This is a genomic window from Phocoenobacter uteri (genome assembly GCF_900454895.1).
GTDB lineage: Bacteria > Pseudomonadota > Gammaproteobacteria > Enterobacterales > Pasteurellaceae > Phocoenobacter > Phocoenobacter uteri.
This window is the reverse complement of record NZ_UGTA01000001.1, coordinates 1758641-1782996: the sequence shown is the minus strand read 5'-3', so window position 1 is coordinate 1782996 and position 24356 is coordinate 1758641. Positions and strand designations below refer to the sequence as shown.

The 24356-nt window shown below is 36.4% G+C and carries 18 protein-coding genes, 1 pseudogene and 1 CRISPR repeat array; of the genes and pseudogenes, 6 read left to right on the top strand and 13 right to left on the bottom strand.

Annotated elements, in window-relative coordinates; all coding sequences use genetic code 11:
• The first annotated feature begins 10 nt into the window (after positions 1-10).
• Positions 11-1231, top strand: a complete 1221-nt coding sequence (locus DYE60_RS08245) for a DUF711 family protein (protein WP_115316125.1) — start codon at positions 11-13, stop codon at positions 1229-1231.
• Positions 1232-1309: 78 nt separating this feature from the next.
• On the opposite strand, the gene tehB is transcribed toward DYE60_RS08245, so the two are convergent.
• Both tehB and DYE60_RS08235 read right to left on the bottom strand, forming a co-directional pair.
• Positions 1310-2167, bottom strand: a complete 858-nt coding sequence (gene tehB / locus DYE60_RS08240; RefSeq protein ID WP_115316124.1) for an SAM-dependent methyltransferase TehB — start codon at positions 2165-2167, stop codon at positions 1310-1312.
• A gap of 258 nt (positions 2168-2425) precedes the next feature.
• Positions 2426-2761 (bottom strand): helix-turn-helix domain-containing protein, encoded by a 336-nt coding sequence (locus DYE60_RS08235; RefSeq protein WP_115316452.1) that lies wholly within the window; start codon positions 2759-2761, stop codon positions 2426-2428.
• A gap of 87 nt (positions 2762-2848) precedes the next feature.
• Here DYE60_RS08235 and DYE60_RS10240 point away from each other — a divergent pair, with 87 nt between their 5' ends.
• The 3 genes from DYE60_RS10240 to DYE60_RS08220 are packed head-to-tail and all read left to right on the top strand — an operon-like array spanning position 2849 to position 3852.
• Positions 2849-3148, top strand: a complete 300-nt coding sequence (locus DYE60_RS10240) for a hypothetical protein (RefSeq protein WP_115316123.1) — start codon at positions 2849-2851, stop codon at positions 3146-3148.
• A gap of 13 nt (positions 3149-3161) precedes the next feature.
• A complete protein-coding gene (bamE, locus tag DYE60_RS08225) occupies positions 3162-3533 on the top strand; it encodes an outer membrane protein assembly factor BamE domain-containing protein (RefSeq protein WP_172460393.1) in 372 nt (123 codons plus the stop codon).
• A 10-nt stretch (positions 3534-3543) separates the two neighbouring features.
• Positions 3544-3852: a hypothetical protein gene (locus DYE60_RS08220; protein WP_115316121.1), complete on the top strand. Its 309-nt coding sequence runs from the start codon at positions 3544-3546 to the stop codon at positions 3850-3852.
• A 51-nt stretch (positions 3853-3903) separates the two neighbouring features.
• On the opposite strand, the gene hrpA is transcribed toward DYE60_RS08220, so the two are convergent.
• From hrpA to grpE, 5 genes are all read right to left on the bottom strand, one after another.
• Entirely contained in the window at positions 3904-7827 is a 3924-nt protein-coding gene (hrpA, locus tag DYE60_RS08215; RefSeq protein WP_172460392.1) for an ATP-dependent RNA helicase HrpA, read from the bottom strand.
• A gap of 248 nt (positions 7828-8075) precedes the next feature.
• Positions 8076-8513 carry a transposase gene (locus DYE60_RS08210; protein ID WP_245942693.1) on the bottom strand — a complete coding sequence of 146 codons (438 nt, stop codon included), beginning with the start codon at positions 8511-8513 and terminating at the stop codon, positions 8076-8078.
• Between the two features lie 7 nt (positions 8514-8520).
• Positions 8521-8922, bottom strand: coding sequence for a DUF423 domain-containing protein (locus tag DYE60_RS08205; RefSeq protein WP_115316120.1), 402 nt, complete (start codon positions 8920-8922; stop codon positions 8521-8523).
• Position 8923: 1 nt separating this feature from the next.
• Complete coding sequence (locus tag DYE60_RS08200; protein ID WP_115316119.1) at positions 8924-9376, bottom strand: DUF441 domain-containing protein; 453 nt, start codon at positions 9374-9376, stop codon at positions 8924-8926.
• Between the two features lie 61 nt (positions 9377-9437).
• The gene (grpE, locus tag DYE60_RS08195) at positions 9438-10040 is read right to left on the bottom strand and encodes a nucleotide exchange factor GrpE (RefSeq protein WP_115316118.1); all 603 of its coding nucleotides are present in this window, start codon (positions 10038-10040) and stop codon (positions 9438-9440) included.
• 193 nt (positions 10041-10233) lie between these two features.
• Between grpE and DYE60_RS08190 the strand changes: the two genes are divergently transcribed.
• Complete coding sequence (locus tag DYE60_RS08190) at positions 10234-11592, top strand: Nramp family divalent metal transporter (RefSeq protein ID WP_115316117.1); 1359 nt, start codon at positions 10234-10236, stop codon at positions 11590-11592.
• Positions 11593-11635: 43 nt separating this feature from the next.
• Here DYE60_RS08190 and recG read toward each other — a convergent pair whose 3' ends face one another.
• The 6 genes and pseudogenes from recG to DYE60_RS08160 all read right to left on the bottom strand — a co-directional run.
• Positions 11636-13729, bottom strand: a complete 2094-nt coding sequence (gene recG, locus DYE60_RS08185; protein WP_115316116.1) for an ATP-dependent DNA helicase RecG — start codon at positions 13727-13729, stop codon at positions 11636-11638.
• 204 nt (positions 13730-13933) lie between these two features.
• Entirely contained in the window at positions 13934-15415 is a 1482-nt protein-coding gene (locus DYE60_RS08180) for a C69 family dipeptidase (RefSeq protein WP_115316115.1), read from the bottom strand.
• Positions 15416-15681: 266 nt separating this feature from the next.
• Positions 15682-17829: direct repeats of the CRISPR family, unit length 36 nt; unit sequence GTTGTAGCTCCCTTTCTCATTTCGCTATGCTACAAT.
• Positions 17830-17997: 168 nt separating this feature from the next.
• A complete protein-coding gene (gene cas2 / locus DYE60_RS08175) occupies positions 17998-18324 on the bottom strand; it encodes a CRISPR-associated endonuclease Cas2 (RefSeq protein ID WP_115316114.1) in 327 nt (108 codons plus the stop codon).
• Positions 18317-19231 carry a type II CRISPR-associated endonuclease Cas1 gene (cas1, locus tag DYE60_RS08170; protein WP_115316113.1) on the bottom strand — a complete coding sequence of 305 codons (915 nt, stop codon included), beginning with the start codon at positions 19229-19231 and terminating at the stop codon, positions 18317-18319. The genes cas2 and cas1 overlap by 8 nt, the downstream gene beginning before the upstream one ends.
• A gap of 57 nt (positions 19232-19288) precedes the next feature.
• Entirely contained in the window at positions 19289-22468 is a 3180-nt protein-coding gene (cas9, locus tag DYE60_RS08165; RefSeq protein ID WP_115316112.1) for a type II CRISPR RNA-guided endonuclease Cas9, read from the bottom strand.
• A gap of 217 nt (positions 22469-22685) precedes the next feature.
• Positions 22686-23075 (bottom strand): annotated as a pseudogene (locus DYE60_RS08160) (YchJ family protein); the annotation flags it as partial.
• A 115-nt stretch (positions 23076-23190) separates the two neighbouring features.
• On the opposite strand from DYE60_RS08160, the gene prfA reads away from it, so the two are divergent.
• Positions 23191-24267, top strand: a complete 1077-nt coding sequence (gene prfA, locus DYE60_RS08155; protein ID WP_172460391.1) for a peptide chain release factor 1 — start codon at positions 23191-23193, stop codon at positions 24265-24267.
• Positions 24268-24356 lie beyond the last annotated feature (89 nt).

Sequence of the window (24356 nt, the reverse complement as noted above, 5' to 3'; positions counted from 1 at the left end):
GGAGCTGATGATGAATTATAAAGATAAATCCCTTTGCCGAGTGCGAACCATTACGCTATTTCTCTCATTAACCAAAGACAAAAACCAATGGCAACAAGCGTTACAACAAGCCAAACAAGAATTTGATCTGCTGATTCCAACCATTCAAAATGCAGGCTATGAAATTCAAACTATTCGTATCGTCACCAATGCCTTTGGAGAATATTTAGATACCACGAGTATTGAAAATGCCAAAGCAGATTTAGGTTATCTGAAACAGTTACTCAATCAGTTAAATGACAGTGGATTGCGTATTCGTTTTGCGATTGGTGAGGCAAAAACCGAGCAAGAAATTCAGTTATTACCGGCACTGATTCAAGACTATGGCGATTTGTGCAATGCTTGCGTGAATGTGCCGTTAGATGAAAATGGTGTGTTGGATAATCGCTTGATCGAGCAATCCGCCCAAGCGGTTAAAATGATTGCTGAAACAACAGAACGTGGCGAAGGTAATTTTAATTTTACAGTGAATTTTAATTGCAAACCTTTCATTCCTTATTTCCCTGCGAGCTATCATTCAAGCAACTTGCCGAATAGCTTTGTGGTTGGTTTTGAAACACCTGATTTATTAGTGGCGGTGTTAGAAAATATTCCAAAAAGTGATCACAATAGTTTCTTTAATGATGCCTATATTCAGCTTTCCGAAGCCTTGCAATATCATATTGATCAAGTATTAAATGCCGTCAATTCGGTTACTTTATCGGGTAATTTTGAATTTGCAGGAATAGATAGTTCCGCTGCTCCATCTAAAAACTGCTCATCAATGGCAACGGTTTATGAATGCTTAAATGTCCCTTATTTCGGGGCAGCGGGAACCGTAGAGGCGTCGGCATTACTTACAAGAGTATTCAAATCTATTAAAAACGTGCCATTAGTTGGATTTTCAGGGCTAATGTTGGCTTTAACCGAAGATACAGGGCTAGCCAAAGGCTCTCAATTAGATCAGTTTGATATCCGAGCATTGCTGACATACAGTGCGGTTTGTGGCATTGGTTTGGATACCGTGCCTGTTTCAGGTAATGCAACCGTTGAGCAACTCTCCGCACTAATGCGAGATACTGGCACAATGGCATTTCGTTTGAATAAGCCTCTGACGGTACGCGTTTTCCCTATTCCAAATGCAAAAGCAGGTGAGATGACGGCATTTGAAAGTGATGATTTGTGTAACAGTAGAATTTTAGCCATTCCATAAAATGATAAAAAACAAGCGGTTATATTTGATCAAAAATTTGCAAAAAATCGATCAAATATAACCGCTTGTTGTTGAATGTTATTTCACTTTTTTGGCTAGCATCGTCGCGAATTGTAAGGAAATACGGTTGCCATTTTCATCAACACGGTGTAATTGCCCCACATTTTCATTATATTTAACTAATTCCCAATCTTGATAATAGGCTTTCAATTCGCCTTCTTTAAACGCAAAAGGAAAGAAAGTGCAAGGATAATTTTCCGTATTCATTGCACACACAATTAAATTATAACCATTGAGATTGGTTTGTTGTTGCATATTTTGGATAATAGCAGGAATGCGATCAGGTTGTAAAAACATCATCACAACAGTTGAAACAATAAAGTCGTAATTATCAGTTAATGAGGCTTGATTGATATCATAAACATCTGTTTTTAAAGATAAATTTTCTTGTTCAATAATGCGATGTAAAAAGTTGATACTTTCCACATTTTGATCAACAGAAGTGACATCAAAACCAAGTAAATTCAAATATAGTGAATTACGCCCACGTCCACAGCCTAAATCCAAGACCTTACCTTTTGGCACAAAATTAACAGCATTTAGCACTTCGGAATGGGTTTTGGTTAAACTATATTTCTTTGCATAAAAATCCTCAGTTTTGCAATAAAAAGCTAACTGGCATTCTAAATCATCAGAAACCGCTTCTACTTTATGCCATTGTTGTGGCGGTACAAAATCTGCTTGATTTTCAGGGGATAAAATTACTGATTTTACTTCCTCACCATTTTCCGTTAGTTCATAAAACTTTAATTCGCCCTTTAAAACGGTTAATTTTGCCCAAGTGCCTTCTTTAGTGTTATGTTGTTCTTGAAACATTTTTGGCAATGAATCTTTATTCCAAACAGGCATTATTTTATAGCAGATTAAATCTTGCATAGTCGTTTTCTCTCTTATAAAAATAAAAATTTATGAGGATATTGTATATGAAACGCACTAAAAAACCCAACTATTTTGGTCGGGTATCTGGCGGAGAAATATTTAATTAAATAATATTATTAACACTAAGATAGATAAAACATTGTAGGGACAAGGTATGCCTTGTCCTTTTTTATATTAACTAAATTCAAAAATTGTGAATCATTCTACATTCGTCAAAGCATACTCTGACACTACAAAACCCTTAAAATGATCTATTTAAGATTTTCGTAATTCTTTTAATAAATCAACAAAAAGTGCTTTTTGTTTTGAGGTAAGTTCTTGCCAATGGCGATCGAGTTCATCGCTGTTCCATTCTGATTTTTCCATACAGCCTGAAAAGAAATAGCTGATAGGTGTTTTTAAAAAATTGGCTATTGCGACCAAATGAGAAAGATTTATTTTATTTGCACCTCTTTCATAGCGAGAAAGCTGTGGCTGTGAAATATCAACATACTCTGATAATCGATCAGCAGAATATCCTAGTTCTTTACGTTTCTGCTGTATTTTTTGTCCAATAAGCCTATCAATTTCTGTTGTAGTCATCTTTGCCATTTTAAAGCCATTTTTAAATTTATGCGTATATTGCATATTTTTTGCTATTTTTAATCTTGACAAAAGAACCATAAAGGCATAAATTTAATGAATATTATTCATTTTTTAATTTTTAGGGTCTATATGAAAGTAAAATTTTATTTATTAACAACTATGCTGTTACTTATAGGGTGTAGTAATGAAACTGGTTATAATCGTTCTAGTCTATTAGAAAAAGGAATGTCAAAACAAGAGGTTATTAATATTCTTGGATATCCAGAAGGACGAAAAAGAGAAGGTAATAAAGGAACTCTTGAAGTTTATGATTACAAAGATATTGATGTTTGTTTTAATGAAAAAGGGGAAGTTAAAGAAGTTGATTCTTATGTTTGGTGTTCAGATGATTAATTTGGAGTTAAAAATGAAAAAATATTTAATAATTTTAATAAGTGCTATTATTTTAAGTGGTTGTACTCTCTCGGCTCCAACTAACTATGAAGATATAGCAAAAACATTAACCATTGGTATGACAAAATCAAAAGTTGTTGAACTATTAGGAGAGCCAACATCAAAAAAAATAGATTTAGATGGCTCAGAAGAATATAGATATAGAAGCGAAGGAAACCAAACGGCAAAAGACATAGGCAATATCTTATTAATACCTACACTTCCTCTAGCTGCTATCGGGATTGTTATTCCTGGGTCGATTAAAAGTGAATATTCAGATCTAGATTTAACTTTTGATAAAAATGGTTTTTTAGAAAGATTTAATAGTAATACTAGAGCTTACTAGGGAGCATATAATGAGAACAGCTATCTTTGTTTGTAAAGCAGAAACTCAACTAATTTGTAATGATTTAGGGCAACATAATCTTATTAAGAAAGTATTGTCTGAGAATAATTATGAATTTTTAAAGTATTATACTGAAAAAGTTGATAATGGTATTCGCAATATTTTAGTATTTACTAAATCATTTGAACTATCCGATAAAAATGAGACGTTATTAGCGAATACTGTAAAAAATGATATAAATAAACTTATTCCAAATTTATATTCTGATATAGATACGATTTTAATTAGCTCTGAAGGTAAAATTAAAAGATTATCATAAACTAAAAAACTCGTTAATTTTCTTTCAAAGATTAACGAGTTTTATTTTACTCTAAAACTCCCTAATCAAATTCAAAATCCTTTTATCTGAAATTGGGTAAGGCGTGCCTAGTTGTTGGGCAAATAAACTCACTCTTAATTCTTCAATCATATAGCGAATTTCTAAAATTTCATTAGGAATTGCCTTAGATTTTGGTAATTTTGCAAGCAGTTGCTGGTAGGCATTTTGTACTTGTTCGACACGTAACATTTTGGCACGATCTTGGTTTGGATCGATACCGAGTTTATCTAAGCGTTTTTCAATAGCGGTCAAATATCGGTGTAAATTTGCAAGTCGTTTGTAGCCCATCTCTGTCACAAAATTTGGGTAAATTAAGTGGTTGATTTGAGTTTTAATATCCGACATTGCGAACGCCATTGTGAAATCTAATTTCCCTTTTAAACGCTTGTTTAAATCAAAGGTCAGGGTTAAGATTTTTTCGACTTGTTGAGCGATTTCAACGGTAGTTTCGTTGAGATTTTGGCGTACAAATTCACGTAATTTTTCAAAATCATCTTCGTTCCACACAAAGCCACCGAATTCTTCAATTAGTTTATCTATCGCACAGGCGATGCAGTCGTCGATCAATTCTAACACTTTGCCAAAAGGGGCAAAATATAAGCCGAGCTTGGATTTATTCGGCAATTTTTCGTGTAAATATTTGATTGGCGATGGCACGTTTAGCAATAATAAACGGCGTAAACCCGCTTGCATTGCTTGGGCTTGTTCAAATTCCGTTTCAAATAATTTAATCCCGACCGACTCTTTTTCGTCCACAATTGCTGGGTAGGCTTTTACGCTGAAATGGCGTTTTCTCTGCTCGTAAAATTGTGGTAATTCAGCAAAATTCCATAAATGCACGCCACTTTGTTCAATGCCGTCATCAGCGATATTTGATAGGGTGTTTTGCACTTTATCTTTAAGCTCGAATTTCAGTTTGTCTAAGTCGTTGCTTTCAGCGATTTTTTTGCCCTTGTCATCAATCACTCGGAAGGTTATTTTCAAGTGTGGATCAAGGCTTTCGATATTCCATAAGTCAGGATCGACACTCACGCCCGTCATTCGTCGCAATTCGTAGGTTAAACTTTCAAGCAACGGTTTTTCAAAAGGCACGGCTTTTGCTAAAAATGCCTCTGTATAATTCGGTGCTGGTACGAAGTTACGGCGGGTGGCTTTGGGGAGTGATTTTATCAAGGCGATCACAAGCTCACGGCGTAATCCCGGAATTTGCCAATCAAATCCTTCTGGCTCAACTTGGTTGAGTAAAGGTAACGGAATATGCACAGTGACACCGTCCGCCTCTTTGCCAATTTCAAATTGATAGCTGAGTTTTAATTTGAGATCTCCCTGATGCCAGAAGTTCGGAAAATCAAGATCGCTCACGCTGTTGGCATTTTCGTTGATCAAGAAAGATTTTTCAAAATTCAGCAATTCAGGATCTTTTTTTCTGGCTTTTTTCCACCATGAATCAAAATGCTTACTCGATACCACTTCGGTGCCGATACGTTGATCGTAAAATTCAAACAATGTTTCTTCATCAACCAAAATATCACGGCGACGTGTTTTGTGTTCTAAATCTTCCACTTCTCGAATTAAGCGGTTATTTTGTTTGAAGAATTTGTAATTATTCAGCCATTCGCCCTCCACCAATGCTGAGCGAATAAAAATCTCACGGCTAACAACGGGATCAATGCGTCCAAAATTGACATTACGGCTCGCCACAATAGGTAAGCCATAAAGCGTCACTTTTTCAGAGGCAATTACCGCCCCTTTGGATTTTTCCCAATGAGGTTCGCTGTAATTGGATTTGATAAGATGTAAGGCTAACGGCTCAATCCATTCTGGTTCGATTTTTGCGACCATTCGCCCCCACAATTTTGAGGTTTCAACCAATTCCGACACCATAATCCATTTTGGTTGCTTTTTAAAGAGAGTTGAGCTTGGAAAAATGGAAAAATGGGAATTTCTTGCCCCTAAATAGGTCATTTTTTCAGGCTCTTTCATACCGATATGCGACAGTAAACCCGTCAATAAAGCGGTGTGAATTTGTACATAATTTGCAGGTTCGGTGTTGATCGGCATTTTCAATTCACGCACTGTTAAACGCAGTTGATGATAAATATCTTGCCACTCACGGACACGCAAATAGTTCAAATAATCCTGACGACATAAACGTCTAAATTTATTTTGAGTTAATTCCTTCTGATTTTTACGGATAAAATGCCACAGGTTCACAAAAGAGAGAAAATCCGATTCTTTATCCGCAAAACGGCGATGTTTATCGTCTGCCGATTGCTGTTTCTCTTGCGGTCGTTCTCTTGGATCTTGGATCGAAAGTGCAGAAACGATCATCATTACTTCGTGTAACGATCCATTTTGACTCGCGGCAATAACCATTCTCGCTAAACGAGGATCGATAGGTAACTGAGCAAGCTGACGACCGATTGGTGTGAGTTCACGCTTTTGCCCATATTTTGTTTGGCGGAACTGAAATGCCTGTAATTCTTCTAATAACTTAATTCCGTCTTGGATATTGCGAGAATCTGGTGCATCAACAAAAGGAAATGCTCCAATATCATCTAAACCAAGCGAGGTCATTTGCAAAATAACTGCCGCTAAGTTGGTGCGTAAAATTTCAGGATCGGTAAATTCAGGACGAGAATTGAAATCCTCTTCGGAATATAGACGGATACAAATTCCGTCACTAATACGCCCACAACGTCCTTTACGCTGATTGGCAGAGGCTTGTGAAATCGGTTCAATCGGTAAGCGTTGCACTTTGGTGCGATAGCTATAACGAGAAATGCGAGCCGTTCCCGTATCAATCACATATTTAATATTCGGAATGGTTAAAGAGGTTTCCGCCACATTGGTTGCTAAAATAATGCGGTTCAAATTACTTGGGTGGAAAATACGTTGCTGTTCGCTCGATGATAACCGTGCGTAAAGGGGCAAAATTTCGGTTAAATGTAAATTCTGTTTTTCGAGTGCATCGGCGGTATCACGAATTTCACGTTCGCCGTTCATAAAGATCAAAATATCGCCACGCCCTTCGGCTTGTAATTCATCAACTGCATTCAAAATACCTTGAAGTTGATCTTGATCCTCTTCTTCCAACACAGGGCGATAACGCACTTCCACTGGATAGGTTCTGCCTGACACCTCAATAATCGGGGCATTGTTAAAGTGCTTTGAAAAACGCTCAACGTCAATGGTCGCAGAGGTAATAATCACTTTTAAATCAGGGCGTTTTTTCAGTATTTGTTTTAAATAACCTAAAATAAAATCATTATTCAGACTACGTTCGTGGGCTTCATCAATAATTAAAGTATCGTATTGATTTAGGTAACGATCCGTTTGAATTTCCGCAAGCAGAATACCGTCCGTCATCAATTTAATCAGGGAATTATCGCTGACTTGATCGTTAAAACGGACTTTATAACCAACAATATCACCCAGCTCCGTTTCTAATTCCTCCGCTACACGATTTGCCACCGAGCGAGCGGCAATTCGGCGAGGTTGAGTATGACCGATTAACCCTTTGACACCACGCCCTAATTCCAAACACATTTTTGGTAGCTGAGTGGTTTTTCCTGAACCGGTTTCCCCTGCAATAACCACGACTTGGTTTTCTTGAATGGTTTTTAGGATTTCATCACGACGACTGCTGACTGGCAAATCAGGGTAGGTTATTTTTAGATTTTGTAATAGTGATTTTTTATGACTAAAAAAAGCCTGTGCCGTAGAAATTGCATTTTTTATTTCAGAAGTGACCGCTTGCTTGGTTTCTTCCTTATGGATATTCGCTAAACCACGAATACGCCCAGCCAAACGACGACTGTCACTAATCGTCATTTTTTGTAACTCTTTCATTAACGCTTTTTGTTCATCACTAAGCGGTCTGATTTTTTTGTCTTTTTGCAGATTTTTTTTCATTATATTTAATCATTCTAGGATTTATATTTACCGTAGGGGAGGATTGAATGAGCGTAGCGAATGGAATATCCTCTCGTTCACTATTGAAGAGCGGGAGCATATACGCAACAAGTTGCTAATGCTCCCCTACGATTTATTTAGTTGTATATCATATATTGGTAATTTATTCTTGCACATACAATTTGTCTTGTTTCCAATTATATGGATTGTGTTCTATGTAAGTTGCAATTTGTTGGTATGATTCTGCATTACGTATGATATGATTCTTCATTACGTATGATATGTTCATAAAAACTACGTTGCCATAATTTTTTATTAAATGGTTGCCAATTATTCTTTTTTACATTTTTAATATATTCATTTGTAGTCATAATTTTAAACCATTGAACGATAGCAATAATATTACTATCAGTTTTATCATTTGGACTATCAATATGTAAAATAAAATGAATATGGTTAGGCATAATAATAAAATCTAAACAAAAAATATCTTTAAATTTATCTTCTATATTTTGATACCATTTTTTAATCATATTCCCAGCGTCATTTAAAATAACCTCATTATCAATAATTTTACCGAATAAACATTTTTTCTCATTTATACAGATCGTAATAAAATATAAGCTGTTTTGATGATAATTATAATGTTGTAGTCTAATTGTTTTACGCTGTGGAAGTATGTTCATTTATTATTTATATCTTTAATCTAATACTCTTATAAATCAATAATCCCCAGCCAATCAAAAATAAAAAGCCACCTAGTGGTGTGATGTAAACGGTCATATCTGTTGAGAAACCTAACGCTCTTAAATATAAGTTACCACTAAAACATAAAATGCCTAACAGCCACATCCAGCTAATATTTGCAAAAGACCAACTTTTTTGTACCGCTTGATGAGCGAGTGTGAGATATTTTTCAAGTAGTAAGACACCAAACAAAGCAAGAGTGTGAAAAATTTGATATTTTAAGCCGACATCAATCCATTCTAGCTCTTTAACAGTTAATGTTTTTGATAATCCGTGTGATGCAAATGCACCAAAAGCGACACAAAAAAAGCCACTGAGTGCGATAATGAGTAATAGTCTGTTTTTCATTTTATCCTCTTCCAATAACTAATGATAAAATTCCTGCGGCAATTAAAGGTCCCACAGGAATACCTCTGAAAAAAGCCACGCCAAACACGGTGCCGATCATCAAACCTGTAATCAGAGGCGGATTTTTGGTCATTAGAGGGATGCCACGTCCACCTAGCCATGCCACAACAATACCAACAACAATTGCTGAGATCATTTTAAAGTTAAGAAATTCATTTAGTGGCGGTAAGGCGATTCGACCTGAAACAAGGGGGGCTAATACGCCAATAGTTAATAAAATAATCCCGATTTTTAAGCCGTATTTGTCCGCATAGGGAATATATTTAGAAAGTAAGGTTTGTTGCATAATTAACAAAACAGCCGCTGAAATAGTCACTGGGCTGTTTTGGCTAAATAATCCGAGAAAAATAAGCACCGCTAGAAGTAAAGCGATGGCATTAAGTTGTAAAGACATTTCCTATCCTTTTAAAAATACAAAAGCCCCCTTGCGGTGAAGGGGGCAGAAAAAATCAAATTTAAGGGGTAACCATTACCATTGCATCACGAATGACGCGGTCATTTAATTTATACCCTTTTTGTAATACAACGCTTACGCAATTTGATTCAATGCCTTCAGCAGGCTGTTGTGAAATTGCTTGGTGCATTTCAGGGTTGAAAGCCTCGCCCACTTCCCCAAAACCTTGCACGCCGTGACGATTTAATACAGAGGTCAATTCTTTATGAGTTAATTGTACACCTTCTGCTAAACCTTTTACGCTTTCATCCGCACCTTCTAAAGTAGTCAAAGCACGCTCTAAGTTATCTACTACATTTAATAATTCTTTTGAGAATTTTTCTAACGCAAACTTATGGGCTTTTTCAACATCTTGTTCTGCACGACGACGAATATTTTCATTTTCTGCTTTGGCACGTAATAAAATATCTCTTTCACGGCTATCAGCTTCTGCGATATAAGTTTCTAATTCAGCAATACGAGTCTGAGCAATGGTTAATTCATCAATTTCTAAGTTTGGTTCGTCTTGAATTTCAATGGTTTGTTCTGTTTGTAATTCTTCTTGAATGTCAGTTTCTTGCTCAACTTGGTTGTTTTCTTGGGTGCTTTCAGTTTTGTTGGTCATTTTATATCCTTTAAATTAAGTTTAAAATCTTATTCAATATAATAACAGATTTGAGGAATTCAAGGGAAAAGATAATAAATTGAACTGGTTTTTATTTGTTTATTTTGTCTATTTTATTGACAATAAATCCTAATCTAATTAAAATTCATTTCTCAATCAATAATCATTATCATTTAAGGGTGTGTAAACAAAAATGAATCAAAATGACAACTTTAATTTAAGTCTTGAAGAGATCAATAATACGGTTTCTATTCCAAGTCGTAAAAAAGGTTTCTTTTCAAACCTTATGGCATTTTCTGGACCTGGCGCATTAGTTGCTGTGGGATATATGGATCCCGGTAACTGGATTACCTCAATTCAAGGGGGATCGGTTTACGGTTATTTATTACTTTCTGTGATCTTGCTTTCAAGTTTAATCGCAATGCTGTTGCAAGCAATGTGTGCAAAATTAGGTATCGTAAAAGGGATGGATTTAGCCCAAGCAACCAAAGCAATGGTTGGTCCAAAAATGGCAAAAGTTTTATGGGTAACTACTGAGCTTGCAATTATGGCAACGGAAATTGCTGAGGTTATCGGTTCTGCTGTTGCGTTGAATTTATTATTTGATATTCCATTGTTAATGGGTGTGTTAATTACCATTGCAGACGTATTCTTACTCTTAGTGTTAATGCGTTTTGGATTTAGAAAAATTGAAGCTTTTGTCTTTATTCTTATTCTCACAATTTTCACTATTTTTGCGTATGAAGTTGCTTTGGCTCAGCCTGATTTAGCTGCAACCTTAAATGGCTTTATGCCAAAAACCAGTATCTTTACTGAACACGTTGCAGGGCAGGATTCAGCATTAGTAATTGCATTAGGTATCGTGGGTGCAACGGTTATGCCACATAACTTATATTTACACTCATCTATCGTACAAACAAGAAAATACGATAGAAATGACCCAGTAGATCTTAAACATGCACTTAAATTTGCAACTATTGACTCAAATATTCAATTAGGTTTCTCTTTCATTATTAACTGCTTACTCTTATTACTTGGTGCATCATTATTCTTCGGAAATGATCCGGAGCAATTGGGTAAATTCACACAGTTATATGATGCATTGAAAAATCCTGAAATTGTTGGCCCAATCGCAAGTGGTACATTAGCGTCATTATTTGCAGTGGCATTATTAGCATCAGGTCAAAATGCAACTATCACAGGGACGTTAACCGGTCAGATCGTAATGGAAGGCTTCATTAACTTACGTGTACCAATGTGGGTTCGTCGTATTGTCACTCGTTTAATTGCGGTGTTGCCTGTTATCATCTGTATTATGGTTTGGGGTGATCGTGGCGATGTGGTTGAGTCGTTACTTATTTACTCACAAGTCTTTTTATGTGTAGCGTTACCAATTTCTATGATTCCACTTATTAAGATCACATCAAGCAAGAAAGAAATGGGCGAGTATGTAAACTCAAAAATTGTGACTATTCTTGGCGTTATTTCAACGGTGGTGCTTGTTATCTTAAATATGCAGTTAATTTACGAAACGTTAGCAACGTTGTTCTAATATAATGCAATGAAGCGGTCAAATTTTTTCAAGATTTTACCGCTTATGCATTTCCGTAGTCGGTGCGATCATCAAGCCAGCGGTCAATCAGCTGTTGAGCAATCGCAGGATCTTGTAAAATAAGCTGTTTGGCATAATGTTGCACTAACGGAATCATTTTACGATCTCGCATTAAATTGGCAATTTTAAATTCAGCCACGCCCGTTTGTTTCGTTCCCAACACTTCGCCGGGGCCACGAATTTCTAAATCTTTTTCCGCGATAAGAAAACCATCTTGGCTATCTCGTAACATCTGCAAACGCTTTTTAGAAATTTTACCCAGTGGCGGTTTGTACATCAGCACACAGTGAGAGGCAGTTGCTCCACGCCCAACACGTCCACGCAACTGATGCAGTTGGGCTAAGCCTAAACGCTCGGAGTTTTCAATAATCATCAGGCTTGCATTTGGCACATCAACCCCCACCTCAATAACGGTTGTTGCCACCAATAAATCTAAATTTGCGTCTTTAAATTCTGCCATAATGGCTTGTTTTTCTTGGGGTTTCATTCGACCGTGAACTAAACCAATGCGTAAATCGGGTAAAGCTCGGATTAAATCTTCGGCGATAGATTCCGCCGCCTGAGCCTCTAATACTTCCGATTCATCAATCAAAGTACACACCCAATAGGCTTGGCGTTTTTCATTTTTACAGGCTTGATAAACACGCTGAACAATTTCCGCTCGGCGATCTTCGGAAATTGCCACAGTGGTAATTGGGGTTCGTCCCGGTGGAAGTTCATCAATTATTGAAGTATCCAAATCCGCATAAACCGTCATCGCTAAGGTGCGAGGAATGGGGGTTGCGGTCATAATTAGCTGGTGCGGATAGACATTTTCACCATTGATGGTTTTCGTGCCTTTTTCTCGCAAGGTAAGTCGCTGATGAACCCCAAAACGGTGCTGTTCATCGATAATCACAAGACTTAAATCAGCAAATTCAACTTCATCCTGAAACAGTGCGTGCGTGCCGACAATCATCTGAACTTCGCCATTTTTTATGGCTTCAAGTTGTGCTTTACGTGCTTTTCCTTTCACTTTTCCCGCGAGCCAACCGACTTCAACGCCAAAAGGATTGAGCCAATTCGCAAAATTGATGGCGTGTTGTTCTGCTAAAATTTCAGTCGGTGCCATTAACGCAACCTGTTTGCCATTATCAATCGCCAATAATGCTGCTAATGCGGCGACTAAGGTTTTCCCTGATCCCACATCGCCTTGTACCAATCTCATCATCGGTTGTGGTTTTGCCAAATCTTGTTCAATCTCTTGGGTGACGCGACTTTGGGCATTGGTCGGTGAGAAAGGCAGGCTTGCCAAAAATCGCTGTTTGAGATCACTTTGGTAATGTAAGCTCTCCGCTAAATGCTGTTTTGCTCCCACTTTAAGCTGTTGCATTGCCAAATTATGTGCCAATAACTCCTCAAAAATTAAGCGTTTTTGGGCAGGGTGTTGTCCTTTTTCTAACTCTTCGGCAGAGATACTTGGCGGTGGGCGGTGCAATAATTTCAGTGCTTCTTTTAAACTGTATTGGTGTGGATTAAATTGGTCTGGCAACAATTCGGATACTTTGACACGATCCAACAATGCCAATGCTTGATCCGTTAATTTCCGCAACGCATTTTGTTTTAATCCTTCGGTGGTGGAATAAACGGGGGTTAAACTTTCCGCAAGCACAACAGGTTGATTATTATAGATAATTTGATATTCAGGATGATGAATTTCTGCCATAAAACGTCCACGTTTTACTTCCCCAAAAGCTTTGACTCTTGCTCCGAGTGCAAAACTTGCTTTCATTCCCATATTAAAATTAAAGAATTTTAGGGTAATTTTACTGGTGCTGTCAGAAATAACGACGTTCAACATTCTGCGTCGTCCAAATTGAATTTCAGCCAGTTGAACATAGCCTTCAACCGTCACATAACTTTCAGGACGTGCGTCACAAATTGGTGTAATGCGAGTGCGATCTTCATAGCGAAACGGCAAATGAAATAACAAATCTTGCACGTTGTTAATTCCAATTTTACTCAATCGCTCCGCAATCTTCGCCCCCACTCCCGCTAATGCGGTTAAGGGAACACCGTCTAATAATTCATTATTCATTTTGCAAATTCTTATAAAAATTTAACCGCTTGTTGGGGGGGATTTTAAGGAAAATTAGGGGAATGTAAAAGGGGAAAGTGGTTTTATTTACAGTAATCTTTTAAAAAGTGGCGTAAGGAAGAGAATATTTCTATTATTGAATGCAAAGTAACGGCAATCATCTTGTTAGGGAAAGGCAACCAGAAGGTTGCCTTTGTGGGTGTTTTATTCTTTAGGCAGTGTCAAAATGGCTTTCTGTTCTTTTTCAGTATATTTTTTCCCCTCGCTCATTTTTGTTAAATCTGTCATTATTTTGGAATTTAATGATTTTGCAAAATCATAGGCGTGATTTAATTCTTTGACTGAAAAATCCGCTGATTTTGTCTTCATCATTGGTACGGCTTTTATTGCTGATAATTGTTTATCAACTTGATTAAAGCGTTCTATGATATCTTTTTGTTCCACAGCAAGATTTTTATGAATAAAAGGATAATATTTTTGAGCATTTGTATTTGCCAACGTGGTTAAACTACGGAATTGCCAATAGGCTGAATTTGGATCATATTGGTCTGTTCCCATCACAAATGAGTTAGGGTATTTCGTCATCGTTGAATAAAGTGGAACAACTAATGATTCGGATAAAACCCCTAAACTTTGCCAAGTGACGATCTGCAATGCTTTTGGTTTTTCTGGACGTATTTCAATAATATGGGTTTCTAATTGACGTTCGACTCTCATTGGTCGTTTACCATCCTTTTCAAGAATTGTACCGTTAAAATCAGCACTTAAAACCTGTTTTATTTTTGTAATATCAATCGGAGAATCGGGTTTTTGGAATAATGGATAGATAGCCTCATTTTCAGATTGTTTGATAGAAGGAGACAGCATTTTCTGACCTAACCAAACGCGGTGAGTGTTGTAAGTATCTCCTAATACACCAAAGGCTTTGGCAAAATTAAATGATTTTTTATTCGGATTATCGAGTAATTTATTTTTCTCCACAAATTCATATAAGCCTTCTGAATGTAAAACATCAGGCGAGTCTAAATCGACATTATGGATTCTTAACGCATTGGCAACCATCACATAAGCATCATCAGGCACTTTCACTGCGATCCAATGGTGTCCTGAGCCGATTTCCATCATCCATATTTCTTTTTCATCCGCAAAATAGAGAATATTTCCTTCGGATGCACCATAATCTTTAAGGTATTTTCCTAACAACTCAACGCCTTCTTTGGCGGTTTTGATTTGTGGCAAAATAATGCTCGGAATCAATGCTTCGGATAAGCCATTTTTAACAAGGGGATCAACTTTATTGGCTTTTTCATTAACGTCAGCACTGTTAGTTGCAGAAAGGGCGACATTAAATTCATTTACGCCACGCTCTTCAAAATATTTCCCTTCTTTATTTGATTCTTTGGCATCCCAGTCTGGCAGTGCGGAATAAGCGTAGAGCTTTTTAGGCATAGGGATAACTAAACCATCGCCAAGATTCCACTCTTTCGCTGTTGGCTCTTCTGAGGGATGATAAACCAAATGTTTTGCCCAGTTATTATCGCCAAAATCTTCATTCCTTGCGATAAACATACTGTGATTATTACTGGCAGATTTACCAACGATAAGAGCAGAGCAGGCTTCTGCGGAAGAGTTAAGAGCACCGATCAAAGAAAGTGAAATTAAATAGGATAATTTATTGATTTTCATAGATGAATCTCCCTTTATAATTTAAGTAAATTAAAAATTTTTTAGCACTAAAATTGGAATACACATTGATTTAAGCATGTATTTTCTGAAACTATTATGAAGAGTGTGATTATTTTATTGGAACGATATGTTTAGTTTAAAATATATACTATGCACAATAATATAAAGAAGCATAAAATACAATATTTATACTTGAATTTTTACAAGAGCTACGTTTTATTTCGCTATGCTACAATCTAGAGAGATAAGCGGATAGAATTGTGTTGGTTGTAGCTCCCTTTCTCATTTCGCTATGCTACAATCACCACCACCGGAGAAGATAGCGAACCACAGTTGTAGCTCCCTTTCTCATTTCGCTATGCTACAATGCCGAGCCTGTGGTGGCAATGGCTTCTATTGTTGTAGCTCCCTTTCTCATTTCGCTATGCTACAATGCCTAATTTCCCTAATGTATCATCAATCGCGTTGTAGCTCCCTTTCTCATTTCGCTATGCTACAATCGTAGCTGGTGCTGAAGGAACATCTGATTTGTTGTAGCTCCCTTTCTCATTTCGCTATGCTACAATATAAACCTTGATCCAAAAGGTGGCAGTAAGGTTGTAGCTCCCTTTCTCATTTCGCTATGCTACAATCGCCACTTTGGTCGATATGCTCAATGATTTGTTGTAGCTCCCTTTCTCATTTCGCTATGCTACAATCAAAAGCTATTGCTGATGCTCTTGGAAATAGTTGTAGCTCCCTTTCTCATTTCGCTATGCTACAATATATCAAAGGTATTATTGTTATTTGGTTCAGTTGTAGCTCCCTTTCTCATTTCGCTATGCTACAATCCAAACAAACGCCAACAAAACCGAAGTTACGTTGTAGCTCCCTTTCTCATTTCGCTATGCTACAATAGGGAGATGGTGTAATGCTCAATTCACAACGTTGTAGCTCCCTTTCTCATTTCGCTATGCTACAATATCTCAGATAAAAATAACGCCTTATTCAAAGTTGTAGCTCCCTTTCTCATTTCGCTATGCTACAATCCATCAACATTTGCATAAACAGGGTGATCAGTTGTAGCTCCCTTTCTCATTTCGCTATGCTACAATCTCGAATATTAACATAATCTATGATCACATGTTGTAGCTCCCTTTCTCATTTCGCTATGCTACAATTTACATTATGACAGCGTGCTAAACCGTACGGTTGTAGCTCCCTTTCTCATTTCGCTATGCTACAATTGGGACGATTGAGGGAAGACATATTCGAGCGTTGTAGCTCCCTTTCTCATTTCGCTATGCTACAATTGTACCTAACCACGCAGGGATTTATATTGGGTTGTAGCTCCCTTTCTCATTTCGCTATGCTACAATTAAAGCCATTTGGTATCCCTTTTAGTGTTTGTTGTAGCTCCCTTTCTCATTTCGCTATGCTACAATTCAAAATTACAACAATCGGAAATAGAGAAAGTTGTAGCTCCCTTTCTCATTTCGCTATGCTACAATTGTGGGTAAAACCAAAGCACTGCAACAATAGTTGTAGCTCCCTTTCTCATTTCGCTATGCTACAATTGATTGATAATGTAGGATGAGTGATCGAATGTTGTAGCTCCCTTTCTCATTTCGCTATGCTACAATCATTGGGTCATCGGATAGATGTAGTTTAGTGTTGTAGCTCCCTTTCTCATTTCGCTATGCTACAATTGCACTGCACGTATCCTGCAAGGTATCGAAGTTGTAGCTCCCTTTCTCATTTCGCTATGCTACAATGCTTCCAGTAATACTACGACTAAACCAGAAGTTGTAGCTCCCTTTCTCATTTCGCTATGCTACAATGCATTTAAGAAGCCTAAGAAAAGCAAAACCGTTGTAGCTCCCTTTCTCATTTCGCTATGCTACAATCCTACTTTCCCCAAAGAGCAGATGAAATACGTTGTAGCTCCCTTTCTCATTTCGCTATGCTACAATGAAATGCGCTCTCTATAGCGGTTTGCTTTCGTTGTAGCTCCCTTTCTCATTTCGCTATGCTACAATTTGTAACCGTGAACGAACTCTTTAAGCCCTGTTGTAGCTCCCTTTCTCATTTCGCTATGCTACAATTGTAAACCACAAAATACGGCTAAAAACTTTGTTGTAGCTCCCTTTCTCATTTCGCTATGCTACAATAAAATTCTGCTGAAATCGTATCAATGGCTTGTTGTAGCTCCCTTTCTCATTTCGCTATGCTACAATCCTTTAGGCCCTTCTTCGCCATGTGATATCGTTGTAGCTCCCTTTCTCATTTCGCTATGCTACAATTATAAAACATAGCAAAAACATAGCATTTTCGTTGTAGCTCCCTTTCTCATTTCGCTATGCTACAATTCATCTCTTGTCTCTTCAAATGATAATTGTGTTGTAGCTCCCTTTCTCATTTCGCTATGCTACAATATTATCGTGTTAAAACCTTTTAAAACAATGTGTTAATACGATTTTGATTCATAAAAAACACGAGTAAATCACTATTTATTCGTGTTTTTTTATGATTTTTTCTGATAAAAACTTTAATATTTAGCGATTAAAAAAACGTAAAAATAGTATTTTTGTAACGACAGCTGTTTAAAATAAAAGCATTTGATTCGCGTTTACCCTTTTTTCTTGAATTTTTAATTCTCCTAATAATAATTGCATACTTGCAAATTGTTTTTCTGTTACCTCTAAGCAACGAATAGAGCCTTCTTCAGGTAAGTTTTGACATAATCTTTTGTGATGTTTAATTAACGAATCTCTTCCTCTAACAATTCGAGAATAGACCGATAGTTGTAACATTTGATAGCCATCTTTTAACAAAAACTGACGAAATTGATTAGCAGCTCGGCGTTTCGATTTTGTGGTGACGGGTAAATCAAAAAAAACAATTATTCGCATAAATTTTGCCTCACTCATAATGATATTCCTCTAAAGGTAATATGTTAGGTAATTTTAACTGTTTGGCATTTTTACTGATAAATGCTATTTTTAAAGATGCAATTGTGCGATCTATTGCACTTAGAACACTTAATGTTTCATTTTGAAATTGTATTTGTTTGTGTAAAATTTTAATGAGTTGTTGTTTGGTATAAGGTGTTAAGCCTTTATCTAATTTATTTTGTTTCCATAATTCCCATACTAGTAAATCGACAAGCGGGCGAAAAGGTTCAATAAAATCGTCGGCAAGATTAAAGGCATTCAACTCGCTATGATGAAAAATTCCTAAGCTAGGTAACCAACCATAATAAACTAAACAACGTGCTACTGCAGAACGTAATACAGTGTAAGCATAATTTAAGTGGCTATTGATATTATCATCATCTGTCCTATGAAAAGTTTTTCCGAATAAAGTTTGAAAATAAAGTAATGCCGCTTGAGCCTCAATATTCTCTTTATCGCCTGATTTAACCTGTTTTGCCATAATGTGTAATTTAGCACTTTCTTTTTCACATTGGGCTTGTGATAAGACAAAGGCTTGATTCAGTACTTTTTGTTTTATAATTTCTTGCCATAGTTGTTTTTTCTGAGGAGTGGTTGCTTCGATTTGAAGCTTTAATATTTTTAATTGGCGATGATATTGTGAAAAGGGAAGCCATTGTCCACAAGGTAGAAACTGTTGATCACAGGTCAATAATGTCACACCATTGAGTGCAAGAGCAGAAAGTAAGGGGGCAGTAATAACCACTTCCTTACTTTCAACAACGATAATAGCAATATCTTCAATAGGAACGGTATATTCGGCCTCCTCTTGCCAAATACAAAGTTGATTCTGTTTTAATGATAATTTTCCACCCTTGCTAATTAAGATACTTCGCCAAGACATAATCTTATTACCTCTTAATAAAAACGCTCTATCTGTTAAACAAATAGAGCGTAATAATTAACGAATAGGTTGTCGAGCTTTCGGCTGACAAGGTCTGATATTTTTACCCAAAGGATCAATATCGTATTTTTCAAAAGAAAGAGCTGTTTTTACACCAATTCCTCTATGTAATCCATCTTTACCTTTGGATCTTTCTAAATCGGGCTCTCTGATATTTATTGCTGCAGTATGTCTGTCCATAGCTACATAATATCCAAAATAAACTTCCTTTTTCGTAGTTACTTTAATTAAATCATTAGGATGGATTGAGAATTTAAAGGTAAAAGATTCATCCATTTCTTGCCATTCATCTTCATTTTTGTTTGCTATAGCCGCTTTATTAGGCAGAATACCTTTAGCCACTTGCCAAGTGTAAATCGGAACAAGATAGAATTTGTTAGCTTTTTCAAATACATCAACACGAACCATAGAAGCATTATCTGCTACGCCATTTCCTTGATGGACGATTACCCCTGTTTTTTGAATTTGTTTAACTCTAATTTTTTTCACCTGCTGTCCCCCTTTTTTATAAAAAGGTTCAGCAAAGGCTTTTACAGGATCATTATTAAATTGTTCTAATCGTTCTTTTAATGCTTGATAAAGTGCTTTTTCTTTATCTTTATTGGCCATGTTTTCTAACGTATTTAATTTTAATGATGTGAGTGCAATACGTTGCACGCTTTCATTTTCTGCCAAGCGTTTTGCTGATTTAATCGTTTCCAAATGCCCTTGTCCTGTCATTTTTCGAGTCGGCATTCTTGATACAAATAATGGCGTAACATATTGATGTCGTGCTTCAGGACGACTTGGTAATTGCTGTTCCAATTCTAATAATGGATCATGACTAAATACACGAATCATCACTTCATTACGGAAATAGTTCCATGGTTCAGGGAAATGAATCTGTTTAATTTCACCGGTATTTCTATCTATAAATTCACCGCTGAAAATATTCATTTCCTTACTACGTACGAAATCAGTAATTTTATTTTGCATTGAAGGAGTTGTGCAGGCCACAACAATAGCATCTAAGGCGTGATGGCGGTCATTATCTCCTCTAACTTTCATCAATCCCCAACGAGCACGGAGTAATGCTGTAATTTGTCCATTAGAAGCAAAGACACGTCTTTTTCCTTTACCTGTTAATTGAATATGATCATTGATAAAATTCATTAAATAGCGAGCAACATATCGTGTGTCGTTAAGGTTTCTCTTCATAAAACCTTCAGGTAAATTTTTGAGCAACAGATGCTGTTTTTTATGGTAATTAAAGTGGCTTCCCCATACTAAAGCAACAAATTGTTGCCATTTAGTTGTATTATTTTTACCATCAAACCATTCATAAGGTGTTTGATTAGCTTTATTCTGATTTTCATTCGCTAATACGAGGACTTTATTATTAAAACTATCATCCCAAGTGCGAGAGAAAGGTAAAGCATGATCAATTTCAACATAACCTTTTTCAAGTAATCGATTGATATCGATAGTTTTTCCTGAATATAAACATTTTCCTTGTTGCTCATTGTATAAACGCATTTTTAGAATGTCTTTTGATTTTGGTTCCCCGATAAAGTAAGGGAATAAATCTTTAAATTCTTTTATTGCACGTTCTTTCTTTGCTTTATTTTCAAGCTGATTTTTTTCAATTTTTTGACGCTCTTTAAATGATTTGCCTACTTCTCGCCCTGTCTCAATATGAATTCTCGCAGGAGAGCCATATAAACGAATAACGGCATTGATAATTTTTCTTGTTTGAGAAAGGCAACGTAATACAACGGGATTACGTATTTCATCTTTATCAATTGAAGGTAAAAATAGATGTTCTTCTTTTGTTTTTACACCGTAATGATCACCATAAATAGAAGTGCAAGCTTCATCATAACGTTGTCCCTGCTCCATCAATGGAAGAATCTTGGAAAGTGCTACTAGAGATAGATTGATAAATTTATCAAAGTTTATACCTGATAATAATGCATTTAAAATTGGGGCTGATATTTTATCTTGTAACTGAGCAGTAATATCGGCATCTGTTTTATATAATGAAAATATCGTGCCAATTTCATCAAGTAATTCAGGTTTTGTCGCTAAACCTTGCCATTCTGTTTTTAAATTTGCTTTTTCCAGTACTTTGCGAATTTGATGAAATGCTTTTAATTCCATAAGCGTTTCTTTTTCAATCATTTTTTTATCTTCTACGTTTCCATAACGCAAGCCTTTAAAAATTTCTGATTCTGATAGTTCTAAAATATTTCTGACTTGTGTATAGGTTAATTTCGCTTTTTGATAAGGTTGATTTAATAATAATGCTCTTTCAGATTCTGTTAACCCTCTCTCTGATCCTTGAGTTAAAATTCTTAAATTATTTAACTTAGTTAACCAAATAAAACGCTCGGCACTATATGTATTTTTTGCACATTTATATTCTTGTGTTTCAAAAGAGCATTTGCCCAACATTTTTAGGATTGCTTCACCGGATAAAGCTGGTTTTTGATACATCAATAAATAATCCATTTTTTCTTCTAATTTGGCAGAAGCATAAGGATTATTAAATTGGCGTTGTTTTTCAAAGAGGAGATGCAATTCTGCTTGTAAATCTAATCGATCAAACGTATGGATATATTCACCATTTTGATTGCGAATATGTCCCTCTTCTTTTTCAAATTTACAAATAGCAAGCTCTGCTGGTGTTCTATATTTGTTTTCTTGTAATAGGGTATGATTTTCTTTTACGCCAGATAATAATGCACCGAGCTGTTTATCTGCTGTATCACTCTCATTTTTTCTTTGTGATAAATATCCCCTATGTTTAACTAAATGTAGCAATACCGTTGCCCATTCTTTTGAGGTTAATTTATGATCTAATCCTTTGGCTCTTAATTCCCAAGCATTGATAGGTAAATCTTTTATGATACTTTTAGTTAAAAAATCATTTTGGGTTAAAATACCTTCCTCTAAGAGTGCTTTTTTTGCTAATAATAAGCGTCTTACTCTGCGAGCGATTAGTCGTCTTATGCTTCTTGCTTCACGTCTTGATTTTGCTAATGACTCTCCTGTTTTTGGCACTTCAGCCTTTTCGAAAGTTCTAACGCCTAAATCTACTAATCTAATTGGCATTTCATTTTCATCAATCTCAATAACTGACCAACCAACAGATGCGACCCCTAAATCTAATCCTAAAATATATGACATTGTTGACATAAATCCACCTAAATTACCTAATAAAAAGAAACGGATATATTTTTAGCATAAATTGCATAAAAAAACATTGACTTTAATTTAAAATTTTTTATTATTATAAGTATTGTTGCATAGCGAAATGAGAAAACGTTGCTACAATAAGAGATTCAATAGAATTTCGTAAAGCTCTGCTCCTTAATACTTCGGTGTTAAGGAGCATCTTTTTATCTATTTCCTACACATTCGGATCAACAAAAAACCACTTTCCCTCTTTATAAACAAACAGCGATAATTCGTGGTGTTCAGCCATTCCTTGTTCGGTTTCAAAATAGGCTTTAAATTCCACTGTTGCTCTGTTTTTGGCAAATTTAGGATTATGGGCGATGACCTCTAAACCACACCATTTTGTACTTTCTGCCCACTGTTGCATTGCGGGTTTATCTAAATGTTTCTGCTGACTCGGTAGGGTGGTTTCTACAATATAATCAATGTTGATCAGCGTATAAGCACTGTAACGTGAACGCATTAGCTGTTCAGCGGTGAGTGGTGTCGCGGTGTGTTGATGAAAAGGTTGGCAACATTCGGCGTAACTTTTGTGTGATTGGCAAGGGCAAGGCTTATGGTTCATTTTCGATTTTATCCACAGTAAAAAGCAATATTATACAAGCAATTTAGATTATTTTCCGTTACAATAAGCGGTCATTTTTATATTAAATTTTACAAAAAATAGCTGAAATAAAATTATGAAACAATCAATTATTACAAAATTAGAAACCCTAACAGAACGCTACGAAGAATTACAAGCGTTGTTAGGCGACGCTGATATTATCAGCGATCAAGAGAAATTCCGTGCTTATTCAAAAGAATATTCACAGCTTGAAGATGTGGTTAAAACCTTTTCACAATGGCAACAATTACAAGAAAATATTGAAGAAGCAAAAATCTTGTTGGACGATCCAACAATGAAAGAAATGGCAGAAGAAGAAATTGCGGAAAGTGAAGCACAAATTCCTGAAATTGAACAGCAATTACAAATTCTATTATTGCCAAAAGATCCAAATGATGAATATAACTGCTACTTAGAGATCCGTGCAGGAACGGGTGGTGATGAAGCAGGGATTTTTGCGGGGGATTTATACCGTATGTATTCTCGCTATGCAGAAAGCCAACGCTGGCGTGTCGAAGAAATGTCGGCAAGTGAAAGTGAGCAAGGCGGATATAAAGAGATCATTGTGAAAATCAGTGGCGATAGCGTTTATGGTAAGTTGAAATTTGAATCGGGCGGTCATCGTGTACAACGTGTACCAAAAACCGAATCGCAAGGGCGTATTCATACTTCGGCTTGTACTGTGGCAGTTATGCCTGAATTACCTGAATCAGAATTGCCAGAAATCAATCCGTCTGATTTAAAAATCGATACTTTCCGTGCGTCAGGAGCAGGTGGTCAGCACGTTAATACTACCGATTCTGCGGTGCGTATTACTCACTTACCAACAGGTATTGTGGTTGAGTGCCAAGATGAACGTTCACAGCACAAAAACAAAGCCAAAGCGATGTCAGTGCTTGCGTCTCGTATCGTTCAAGCTGAGCAAGAACGCCAAGCGGCACAGCAAGCGGATACGCGTCGTAACCTGTTAGGTTCAGGAGATCGTAGTGATAAAATCCGTACTTATAACTACCCACAAGGACGCGTTACAGATCACCGTATCAATTTAACTTTATACCGTTTAGATGAAGTAATGAATGGCAAGATGGAAGAGCTAATCCAACCGATTATTACGGAATACCAAGCGGATCAGTTAGCAGCGTTGTCGGAGTAATAATTAACAATACAACGTTATTGATAAGCGGTCATTTTTTTCACTAAATTTGCAAATTTTCGATCAAATATGACCGCTTTGTTTTATCA